At 63.9% G+C, this 11,338-nt stretch carries 9 protein-coding genes; 7 read left to right on the top strand and 2 right to left on the bottom strand.

All coding sequences use genetic code 11. The features are described 5' to 3' along the window. Positions 1-44: 44 nt before the first annotated feature. From metX to ACVOLI_RS00380, 6 genes are all read left to right on the top strand, one after another. Positions 45-1,169 carry a homoserine O-acetyltransferase MetX gene (metX, locus tag ACVOLI_RS00405; RefSeq protein ID WP_481533058.1) on the top strand — a complete coding sequence of 375 codons (1,125 nt, stop codon included), beginning with the start codon at positions 45-47 and terminating at the stop codon, positions 1,167-1,169. A 92-nt stretch (positions 1,170-1,261) separates the two neighbouring features. Then, positions 1,262-2,098, top strand: coding sequence for a DNA ligase (locus ACVOLI_RS00400; RefSeq protein ID WP_481533057.1), 837 nt, complete (start codon positions 1,262-1,264; stop codon positions 2,096-2,098). Positions 2,099-2,291: 193 nt separating this feature from the next. Further along, positions 2,292-2,900, top strand: coding sequence for a DUF1294 domain-containing protein (locus ACVOLI_RS00395; RefSeq protein ID WP_481533056.1), 609 nt, complete (start codon positions 2,292-2,294; stop codon positions 2,898-2,900). A 246-nt stretch (positions 2,901-3,146) separates the two neighbouring features. Continuing rightward, on the top strand, positions 3,147-5,120 hold the full coding sequence (locus tag ACVOLI_RS00390) for a PEP/pyruvate-binding domain-containing protein (protein ID WP_481533055.1): 1,974 nt from the start codon (positions 3,147-3,149) through the stop codon (positions 5,118-5,120). A 51-nt stretch (positions 5,121-5,171) separates the two neighbouring features. After that, the gene (locus tag ACVOLI_RS00385) at positions 5,172-5,774 is read left to right on the top strand and encodes a GyrI-like domain-containing protein (RefSeq protein WP_481533054.1); all 603 of its coding nucleotides are present in this window, start codon (positions 5,172-5,174) and stop codon (positions 5,772-5,774) included. A gap of 50 nt (positions 5,775-5,824) precedes the next feature. Next, a complete protein-coding gene (locus ACVOLI_RS00380; RefSeq protein ID WP_481533053.1) occupies positions 5,825-6,097 on the top strand; it encodes a hypothetical protein in 273 nt (90 codons plus the stop codon). Positions 6,098-6,163: 66 nt separating this feature from the next. Here ACVOLI_RS00380 and cydC read toward each other — a convergent pair whose 3' ends face one another. Next, a complete protein-coding gene (cydC, locus tag ACVOLI_RS00375; RefSeq protein ID WP_481533052.1) occupies positions 6,164-7,831 on the bottom strand; it encodes a thiol reductant ABC exporter subunit CydC in 1,668 nt (555 codons plus the stop codon). Further along, the gene (gene cydD, locus ACVOLI_RS00370) at positions 7,828-9,558 is read right to left on the bottom strand and encodes a thiol reductant ABC exporter subunit CydD (protein WP_481533051.1); all 1,731 of its coding nucleotides are present in this window, start codon (positions 9,556-9,558) and stop codon (positions 7,828-7,830) included. The genes cydC and cydD overlap by 4 nt, the downstream gene beginning before the upstream one ends. Positions 9,559-9,749: 191 nt before the next feature. Between cydD and ACVOLI_RS00365 the strand changes: the two genes are divergently transcribed. Continuing rightward, the gene (locus tag ACVOLI_RS00365) at positions 9,750-11,336 is read left to right on the top strand and encodes a cytochrome ubiquinol oxidase subunit I (protein WP_481533050.1); all 1,587 of its coding nucleotides are present in this window, start codon (positions 9,750-9,752) and stop codon (positions 11,334-11,336) included. The last annotated feature ends 2 nt before the right edge of the window (positions 11,337-11,338 follow it).

Raw genomic sequence — 11,338 nt, 5'->3', positions numbered from 1 at the left:
CATCCATGCGAAGATGCGCCCGGCATCCCCGTTAAAATTGGCAGATGACTGAATTCACCCCTGTCGGCAGCCGCTTCCATGCGCTGTCTTCCCCATTCCCGATGAAGCGCGGTGGCAGCCTTGTCGGCGCCCACGTCGCCTACGAAACCTGGGGCAAGCTGGCCGCTGATGCCAGCAACGCCATCCTGATTGTCACCGGCCTCTCGCCGGATGCACACGCCGCCAGCAATGCCGACAACCCCGCCAACGGCTGGTGGGAACCGATGCTTGGCCCCGGCAAGCCAATTGATACCGACCGCTGGTTCGTCATCTGCGTGAATTCGCTGGGCAGCTGCAAAGGCTCTACCGGCCCGGCCTCGTTGGACCCCGCCACCGGCAAGACCTACCGGCTGTCCTTCCCCGAGTTGTCGATTGAAGACGTGGCCAACGCCGCCGCCGAAGTCGTGCGCGCACTTGGCATCACCCAGCTGGCCTGCCTGATCGGCAACTCGATGGGCGGCATGACCGCACTGGCGGTGTTGCTGCAACACCCGGGCATCGCCCGCAGCCACATCAACATCTCCGGCAGCGCCCGCGCCCTGCCGTTCTCGATCGCCATCCGTTCGCTGCAGCGCGAAGCAATCCGCCTCGATCCGGCATGGAACAACGGCGATTACGACGAAGTGCACTACCCTGAATCGGGCATGCGCATGGCGCGAAAACTCGGTGTCATCACCTATCGCTCGGCGCTGGAATGGGATGGCCGTTTCGGCCGCGTGCGACTGGACTCGGACCAGACCGACGAAGACCCGTTCGGCCTGGAATTCCAGGTCGAGAGCTATCTGGAGGGCCACGCCCGCCGCTTCGTGCGCCACTTCGACCCGAACTGTTATCTCTACCTCGGTCGATCCATGGACTGGTTCGACCTGGCCGAATACGCCGATGGCGACGTACTGGCCGGGCTGGCGAAGATCCGCGTTGAGCGCGCACTTGCCATCGGCGCAAATACCGACATCCTGTTCCCGGTGGAACAGCAGCAACAGATCGCCGACGGCCTGCGCGCAGGCGGCGCCGACGCGCAGTTCATCGGCATGGATTCACCACAGGGCCATGACGCCTTCCTGGTGGACTACGACCGCTTCGGGCCGGCGGTAGCGCAGTTTCTGCAGGGACTGCCGACGAACGCATAGCCAGCACACCGACCTTGGATGCAGGTGGCCGCTGATGGCCGCCTGCATTGACTGCAACGCACGCTTGAGCTTCCGACAACCGGGGGCCGAGCATGCAACGTTTCCTGCTGATTCTATTTTTCTTGCTGGCCAGTTCGCTCAACACAGCGCTCGCTGCCGCGCCACCCTTGATGCTGGCCAGCAGCTGGCAGGACGGGCCGGATGTATCCCTCTATCTGGTCAGCGAGAAACTCGACGGCGTGCGCGCACGCTGGGACGGTCACGCGCTGTGGACCCGCGCCGGTCACCGCATCCCCACGCCGTCATGGTTTACCCGGGGCTGGCCCAAGCAGGCGATCGACGGCGAATTGTGGATGGCGCGCGGCCAGTTCGAAGCCACCAGTGCGCTCATCCGCAGCAGCACGACCGACGAAGCGCAGTGGCGCACCCTACGCTTCATGGCCTTCGACCTGCCCAGTGCAACCGATGGCTTCGCCCGCCGCCACGCCCAGCTCAGCCGGATCATCGCCAATCAGGCCAATCCCCATCTGCTCGCCATAGAGCAACGCCGTCTGCCCGATACCGAGAGCCTGCACCGACACCTGCGCAGCGTCGTCCAGGGTGGCGGCGAAGGCCTGATGCTGCATCATCAGGACAATCGCTACAGCGACGGCCGCAGCGTTGGCTTGTTCAAACTCAAACTGTATGACGATGCCGAAGCGCGCGTGATCGGCCATGTCCCTGGCAAGGGCAAGTACGCCGGCATGGTCGGTGCGCTGCTGGTGCGTGCCGACAGCGGTGCACAGTTCCGCCTCGGCAGCGGCCTGAGCGATGCGCAGCGTGCCGATCCACCGCCGATCGGCAGTCAGGTGACCTATCGCTACAACGGCCTGAGCGTGCACGGCCTGCCCCGCTTTCCGCGCTTCCTGCGGGTTCGAGATGATCGCTGATCAGTGCAGTCACCACTTGTAGGAGCGGCGTAAGCCGCGAAGCACATACATCATCAGATGGCACAGGCACATGGGGCTTCAGCAATGCCAGCTTCGCGGCTTACCCCGCTCCCACAAAAGCAGAACCGGTGCAGGGCTTCACAGTCCCTCGTGTTTGCGCTGCAATAGCGCCGACAAACCGGAGGCAAGCTCAGTGCGCTATCAAGGTCGGCTGCAGGATTGGAACGATGACAAGGGCTTCGGATTCGTGGTTCCGAACGGCGGTGGTGACCGCGCCTTCGTCCATATCAAGGCCTTCGAGCAGCGCACGCAGCGCCCGACTGACAGCATGCTGATCAGCTATGCGCTGCGCAAGGATGAACGCGGCCGTTTCAATGCCATCGCGGTGCGCTCGGCAAACGCCACCCAAACCGTCACTTCCAAGCCAAAGCGTCCTCCGGTCACCGCCCGCCTGCCGCATGTCTTACTGGGCGTATGTGCCCTGCTCTGCGTGCTGGGACTATGGCTTGCCAAGCTGATACCCGAATGGACCTTGCCGGTGATTGGCGGGATGAGCGTCGTAGCGCTGGGCTTCTATCTCTACGACAAGGGCGCAGCTGCCCGCGGTGAGCAGCGCACGCCCGAAAACACCTTGCACCTGATCTCCCTGCTCGGTGGCTGGCCGGGCGCGCTGATCGGCCAGGGGCTGTTCCGCCACAAGACCAGCAAGTCCAGTTTCCAGGTCATGTTCTGGCTGACGGTCGTGCTCAATGTCACCACAATCTGGCTCCTTGCCAGCGGCAGACTGAGCCTTCCCCACTAAGCACGCAGCCGCAATGCCAGCGCACCCGGGAACTCCGGCCGAGCACCCAAATGCAGCCACCGCATACTCAGGCTTGGAGGTGCAGCGCTTTCTCCGGGCCAGCAAGTCGCCGACCATGCCAATGGATTCTGCGACTTCCAGCCCAAAGACCGATCATGGCCTGACTGTGCAGCCGAGCCGTACAGATGCCGGTCGCTTATCATCTGCGCTCCCAAGCTCCAACACGGCATCATGGATCGAGCCCGTATGAAGTCCGCACTCCGCCTCGCCTGCCTGCATCTTGTCGCCCTCAGCGCCGTCCTCCTCGCTACGATGCCGACCGCACTGGCGCAAACCGCACGCAAGCCCTCGCCTTACGAGGCCAGGCAGGGCACCACCGCATCCTCCGTCGACAACGCCCAGGCCCCTGCGCAACTGCCGCGCATTGCCAACCGTGACGATTTCATGCGTCTGGCCCGGGTTTACAACCCGGGCACGCCGTTGGAAATGCCCCACCTGATATTCACCATCGACCGTCGTGATCCGGCCCGTATCCATTACATCAATACGCCGCGCTACGAGCTGCACGAGAACTTCGTGCGGCGCGAACGGTTGCTGCCGCACCTGGACAAGGCCACGCTCAACGCGCAGTACAAGGACCCGCAGCGGCGCTTCCTGTTCGGCACGGTGAGCTGGCAGCGCGATCTGCCCGGCTATACCTACGAGTTCTGGGAAGGCGACCAGCTGACACCCGCACTGCTCAGGCAGACCGATCAGCTGGTGCGGGGATCGTTCTACGAGGCGATCCGTTTCAAGACCAATTCCACGCTGCACGAGCAGACCGCCCGCTCCGCTGGCCTGCCCTTCATCACCCAGGAAGCACTGCTGCGCGAGCAGTCCTTCCTGCCCTTGAACACGGGTATCGCACGGGGCCGCCTGCGCATCGTCCGCTCGATCGAACAGGCAAGCGACCTGTCGCCGCAGGACATCGTGGTACTGGACGAGGTTCCGATCTCGCTGTCGCCGGTAGCCGGCCTTGTCACCCAACGCCCATCGACGCTGTTGTCGCACGTCAACCTGCTGGCCAAGGGGTGGCGTATCCCCAACGTCTATGTCCGCGACGCGCAGGCTGCATTGCGCGTCTACGACGGACAATGGATCGAGCTGGAAGTCACGAACAATGACTACAAGGTGCGGCCAGCCCTTCGCCCGGCCAACACGTCCTCCACAACCACGCAGGCAGCCGTGCGCAATCTGCCACGGCCCGACGTATCGATAACCGCACTGAAGCCGCTTTCGGCGCTTCGCGCCAGGGACAGCAGCCATTGCGGGGTCAAGGCGGCCAATCTGGGCACATTGAAATCCGCATTGCCGCCCTCCGCGCGGGTCCCGGATGGATTCTGTGTCCCCTTCTCGCATTACCAATCTGCAATGCAGAAACTGCGCATCAGCGAGCGGCTGGCCGCATTGCAGCAGCAGCCCGGCTTCGCCAGCGATGCCAAGGTCCGCCGCGAAGCGCTTGCCGCGCTGCGGGCGGAGATCAGCGGCGCCACCCCGGACCCGGCACTGGTCCGCAGCCTGCAATCGCAGTGGCAGAGCCAATTGCAGGGCCGCGGCGTGTTCGTGCGCAGCTCTTCCAACTCGGAGGACCTGCCGAATTTCAGCGGCGCCGGCCTGTACACGACCGTGCCCAACGTGATCGCTGCCGATGCGCTGGTGCGCGCAGTGCAGACGGTATGGGCGTCGGTCTACAACTTCGAGGCCTACGAAGCACGCCGCGCTGCTGGTTTGGGCCAGGATGCAGTGGCGATGGCGGTACTGGTGCAGCTGGCCGCGCCCTCGGACAGTTCCGGGGTGATGATCACCCGCGACCCATTTGATGCAGGACGTCGCCACATCACCTATATCTCGGCCAAGCGTGGCCTCGGCATCCGCGTGGTGGAAGGCAAGCGACAGGCCGAGCAGGTGATGTATTCGAACTGGTCCAAGGCCGTACAGGTGCTCAGCCGCTCCGCGGAGGACACCCAACTGGTCGCCAATGCCAGCGGCGGTGTCCGCGAGGTGGCGCTGACAGGCTCCCGCCAGGTGTTGACCGACGCCCTGATCGCGAGGCTGGCAGCCGTAGGCAACCGTACCAAACAGGCATTGGGCGGAGTCGACCAGGACATCGAATGGGCCGTGGTTGGCGATGACATACTCATCCTGCAATCGCGCCCCTATGTGGATGGAAGCAGCCGCTAGGGACCGCCCCAACCTCTCCGTCGCCCAGTATCAACTGATCCGGACGTGCTCATGGACAAGATCGATCTCAAGCGCCAGCTGAAGCACCTCTACCAGCCCTCGGCCAAGGCCATTGCCGAGATCGACGTGCCTGCCTTCAACTTCCTGATGATCGACGGCGCTGGCAATCCGAATACCTCGCAGGATTACAGGGATGCCGTGGAGGCGCTGTTCTCCGTCGCTTACACCATCAAGTTCGCACTCAAGAAAGCCGGGCGACTGGACTACGCCGTGATGCCGCTGGAGGGACTGTGGTGGGCCGATGACATGGCGGCCTTCCAGCGCGATGAGAAGCAGCAGTGGCTGTGGACCATGATGATCATGCAACCGCCGGAGGTGTGTAAGAAGGACGTGGAATCTGCGATCACCAGCTTGCAGAAGAAGTCGCTTGCCGCCCTGTCAAAGCTGCGTTTTGAGAATTTTCATGAAGGACGCTGCGCGCAGCTCTTGCATGTCGGTCCTTTCGCCGATGAAGGACCGACGATCGAGCGCCTGCATGCTTTCATCGGCGAGCGATCCGCATTGCGCGGCAAGCACCATGAGATCTACTTGAGTGACATCAGAAGGACCGCGCCGGAGAAGTGGAAAACCATCATCCGCCAGCCCATGCAGTGAGTCGCAATGATGACCAATCCGACCAACACTCCGCACAGCAGGAACCCATCATGACCTTCTGGCTGGTCGCAATAGTAGTCAGCGTCGTCTTTGGCTTGGCGACTGGTGCCATGTGTCGCCGCACCTGGATTGCGGTGCTGTTTGCCGCCCTGCTCGGCGGCCTGCTCGCCCCCTATCTTGGCCTGCGCTTTGTATGGGATGTGACCGGCCATCGCGATGCACAGGATGGGCTGGCCTTCCTGTTCGGGCCGATGGTTACCGTACCGACAGCCAGCATTGTCGCCTACGCTTTCAAACGCTTGCGTAGAAACAAACGCAGCTGACGACGCACGCCTGCGCATCGCAACCCATAGGTCTAAAAAGCCGAGCACAACCCGGCTCAACGCTCGCTACTGCAGGCTCAACCGCCCCTGCTGCAGCCGGTACTCGCGCTGCACCACGCCTTCCGGCAGTCGATCGTGGGTGATCATCAACAGGCTGCGCTGCCCCAGCGCTGCCGCCAGATCGAGCAACAAGGCATGTGCGGTATCCACGTCCAGGCCTTCGGTCGGCTCATCCAGCACCATGATCGGCGCGTTGCGCAGCAAGGCGCGCGCCAAGGCCAAACGCCGCGCCTGACCCGCCGACATGGTGGCACCGTTCTCGCCCACCCATGCGGCGAGCCCGCCTTGTTGCTGCGCCCAATCGCTCAAGCGCACCTGCGCCAGTACCGCCCACAACGCGTCGTCGCCGGCCTGTGGATCACCCAAGCGCAGATTGTCCGCAATGCTGCCGGCAAACACCGGCGCCCCTTGTGGCAACCAGGCAATCTGCCGATACCAATCATCCTGGGCGAACTCACGCAGATCGACACCACCGAAGCACACTGCCCCCTGCTGCGGGTCCCATAGCCGCAGCAGCAGGGCGGACAAGGTCGTCTTGCCGCAGCCGCTGTCGCCACGGATGGCGATGCGCTCGCCCGGCGCCAGCTGCAGATCCACGCCATCCAGCAGACGCCGCGTCTCGCCCGGCCAGGAAAACACCACCTGCTCAAACACAACCGCGGCCGCATCCGCAGCCACGGCGCGGGGCTGGGCCGGGTCCTGCACGGCTGGCGCCTGATCAACAATCTGCCGCAGACGCTTGCCGGCCACCCGCGCCGACTGCAGGGCCTGCCAGGCAATGCCGCTGCCTGCCGCGACTTCCAGCAGCGCCACGGTCAGGAACACCAGCGTTGCGGCGAATGGTGCTTCCACCTCGCCAGCCTGGAACGCCGTCAATGCCAGCCACAGCATCGCCAGCAGGCCGAGCCCAGCCAGTGCCGAATGCAATACGTTGCCACCGATCAAACGGCCACGCCGTCGTTGATCGCTGCGCGCCAACTGCTGCGCGGCTGCATCCACACGCAACGCCCAATCATCGCGGGCATCCAGGGCAGTGAGATCAGCAGCGCCCTCCAAGCCTTCGAACGCCAAGGTGCGCAGGCTGGCGCGCTGCTGCGCGCGCTCGGCCTCGACCGCATCGCCACGGCGCACCGCGAACACCGGAACGCCGATTCCAACCAACACCGCGAGCACCAGCAACAACAGTGCCGCCGGCCAATGAATGAGTCCGGCCGCGACCACGCTCGCCACGGCGGCGCCCGCCAGGGCCAGCAAGGGACTGATCGCCCGCACCATCAAACCATCGACTTCGCCGATATCGGTGATCAACCGCGCCAGCAACTCACCGGTACGACTGCTGCCCAATCGGGCAGGCGCCAACGGCAGTGCACGCTGGAAGAACCACACGCGCAGGTCACGCGCAATCCGCAAGGTCGCATCGTGGCCGACCAGCTTTTCGAAATAGCGCGACACAATGCGCGCCATCGTCAATGCACGAATGCCGGCCGACGGTGAAAAGAAATTGAAAGTGCCGCCCATGCCCAAGGCACCGGCCAACGCTGCGGCGGTGAGGAAGCCACCAGACAAACCCAGCAGGCCAACCCCCGCCAGCATGGTGGTGAACAGCAGCGCCGTCGCCAATGCCAGCCGCCAGCGGTGGCGCTTGAATACATCACGCATCGTCTGCGGGCTCATGCGCGCACTCCCTGCACTGCAACCTGCACGCTGTCCTGCAGATCGATGATCTTGTCGGCCCAGCGCATCGCCGCTTCGCTATGGGTGGCCATCAGCACCGTGCGACCACGCGTATGCGCCGCCAGGGCCTGCAATAGATCCGCTTCGGTCTGCGGATCGAGGAAGGCTGTCGGTTCGTCAAGCAGGAACAGATCCGGCTCCAGCAGCAATAGCCGCGCCAGTCCAATCCGCCGCGCTTCGCCACCGGACAGGCCAAAGCCGCGCTCACCGATCACCGTGTTCAAGCCCAAGGGCAGATGCTGGGCAAAGCGCATCACCTGGGCCACTTCAGCCACCGCCTGCAGGCGCGCAGCGCTTACTGCCGGGTCGGCCATGCGCAGGTTGTCGGCAATCGAGCCGTGGAACAGATAGGGACGCTGGCCTGCGTAGCCGATGCGCACGCCGTCGCGGACAACAATGCGGCCTTCGCGCGGCGGCAGCCAGCCGGCCAGGGCTTCCAGCAAGGTGCTCTTGCCACTGCCACTGGGACCGATCAGGGCCAGGCGCTGACCGTCGCCGATCTCCAGCGAGAAATCCTTCAACACATCGTGGGTGGCGCCTTGGGGGCGCAGCACGACATTGCGCACCGACACCAGCGGCGCGTGCAACTGCGCCGGCTCTGGCGCTACCAGGGACGCAGCGACGGAAGTTGCCGCAGCAGCATCCTGATCGTCAGCCAGCAGGCGCTCGACTTCGGCCGCTGCCGCCAACGCATTGGCACGGTCGTGGTAATGCGCGGCCAGCCGCCGCAGCGGCGCGTAGAACTCCGGCGCCAGCAGCAGGCAGAACATGCCGGTGCCCAGGGTCGGCACCACCGAGTGCAAGGACATCAGGCCCAGATAGCTCAACCCCAGGTACAGGGCCACCATCGCCACGCTGACCGAGGCGAAGAATTCCAGCACCGTGGAGGACAGGAAGGCAATGCGCAGCACCTTCATGGTGCGCTCGCGCACGCCATCAGCGGCGGCGGCAACCCCTTCCAGCTCGGCTTCACCGCGCCCGTACAGGCGCAACAGGCCCAAGCCCTTGATGCGATCGGCAAAGTGGCCGCTCATGCGTGCCAGCTCGCCCAGCTGTGCCCGACCGGCGGCCTCGGCACCCCAGCCCACCAGCATCATGAAGAACGGCACCAGCGGCGCGGTGAAGATGAAGATCAGCGCCACCACCCAGTCGACATAGGCCACGGCGGCGGCAATCAGCAGCGGCACCACCACCACTTCCACCCGCACCGGCTGGAATCCGGCGTAATAGCCCTCGATGGCATCGCCATGCGACAGCAGCAGCTCGCCCAGCTCGCCCGTGCGCTGGCGGCGCAGCCACAGCGGTCCGCGTGCCAGCAAACGCCGGTACACCTGCTCACGCAGCGCCAGTTTGGCACTGTCGGCGACCTTGCCGGCGGCGGTCTGGGCGACCCCACCGAGCAGGCTGCGCAGCACCAACACGGCCGCCAGTATCCAGAAACCGTGAACTACCTGTACCCAATTCAGCCGTTCCACGACTATGCTCTGGATCAACCAGGCAATGGCGCCAGCCTGCACGATCAGCAGCGCACCTGAAGTACAGACGGCCAAGGCCGCCAAACGCTGCTGTGACCGGGCGCCGGACGCCAGGGCCGCCAGCCATTGCTGTTGCTGGCGACGTTGCTGCTGCACCGCGTTGGAATGTGGAACTTCGCTCAAGACTGACAACTCAGGTGAAGGAGAACCAAGTGATTGTAAGCAAGCCGTACCCAGCCTGCCGGCCCTGCACGATCGGCGTTGGACAGCCAGCCCACATTGATCCAGATCAAGGCATTGGCAGGCCTGAACGGGGAGTATCGCTGCCATAGAACCCCTCCCAGCCACTCCATGACGCCCAATTCCCACGAGGTAGCCAGGCCATGATCGACTCAACAGTCGTAGAACTGTCACGTCTACAGTTCGCGCTGACCGCGATGTACCACTTCATTTTCGTCCCGCTCACGCTGGGGCTCTCTTTCATGATCGCGATCATGGAGAGTGTCTATGTGATGACCGGCAAGGATGTCTGGCGCCGGATGACCCTGTTCTGGGGCGTGCTGTTCGGCATCAACTTCGCCATGGGTGTGGGTACCGGCATCGTGATGGAGTTCCAGTTCGGCATGAACTGGTCCTATTACAGCCACTACGTAGGTGACATCTTCGGCGCACCGCTGGCCATCGAAGGCCTGATGGCGTTCTTCCTGGAAGCGACCTTCATCGGCCTGTTCTTCTTCGGCTGGGGCCGTTTGTCCAAGGTGCAGCATCTGACCGTCACCTGGCTGATGGCGCTGGGTACCAACCTGTCGGCCCTGTGGATCCTGATCGCCAATGGCTGGATGCAGTACCCGGTGGGTGCGGTGTTCAACCCTGAAACGATGCGCATGGAGATCGTCGATTTCGCCGCCGTGCTGCTGAATCCGGTCGCCCAGGCCAAGTTCGTGCATACCGTTTCGGCCGGTTATGTGGCCGGTGCGATGTTCGTGATGTCGATCTCGGCCTTCTTCATGCTGCGCGGCAAGCACCGTGACATCGCCCGTCGCTCGTTCGCAGTGGCTTCGGCGTTCGGCCTGCTGGCGTCCATCTCGGTTGCCGTGCTGGGTGATGAGTCCGGTTACGCCACGGCCGAAAACCAGAAGATGAAGCTGGCTGCCATCGAAGGCATGTGGCATACCCATCCGGCTCCGGCACCGTTCACTGCATTCGGCATCCCGAACCAGCAGGAACAGCGCAATGACTTCGAAGTGCAGATCCCGTACGTGATGGGCCTGATCGCCACCCGTTCGCTGGATGAGGAGATCCCGGGCATCCTGGACCTGGTCAAGCAGGCCGAAGGTCGCGTCAAGGGTGGCCAGATCGCCTACGCCGCACTGGAACGCATCCGCGCCGACAAGAACGACGTTGAAGCCCGCGAGGTCTTTGACCGTCATTGGCAGGATCTGGGCCACGGCCTGTTGCTGAAGCGTTACCGCGACGACATCGAGAACGCCACCCCCGAGCAGATTGCACAGGCTGCGCTGGATACTGTGCCGACGGTAGGCCCGCTGTTCTGGACCTTCCGCGTCATGGTCGGCCTCGGCATCTACATGATTGGTTTCTTCGCCCTGGCCTTCTACTACTCCTGCCGCAACAACTTCGAGGACAAGCGCACCTTCCTGCGGGTTGCCCTGTGGTCGCTGCCGGCACCGTGGATCGCCATCGAATGCGGCTGGTTCATCGCCGAGTACGGCCGCCAGCCGTGGGCTGTTGATGGTGTGCTGCCGACGTTCTATGCCGCTTCGGGCCTGGCCGTCTACGAAATCCTGGCAACGCTGGTCGGCTTCACCGCGCTGTACACGGTGCTGCTGGTCATCGAAGTCAAGCTGATGCTCAAGGCCATCCGCAAGGGCCCGGACGACATCCTGCCCTCGCTGCAGCAGTCGGCCGTCGCAAACAACCACGCCAATGCCGCCGGCAACGGCCAGGCATAAGG

It is taken from the genome of Stenotrophomonas sp. STEN029 (assembly GCF_056760015.1).
The sequence above is the reverse complement of the archived record's forward strand: the minus strand, read 5'-3'. Positions and strand labels throughout refer to the sequence as shown.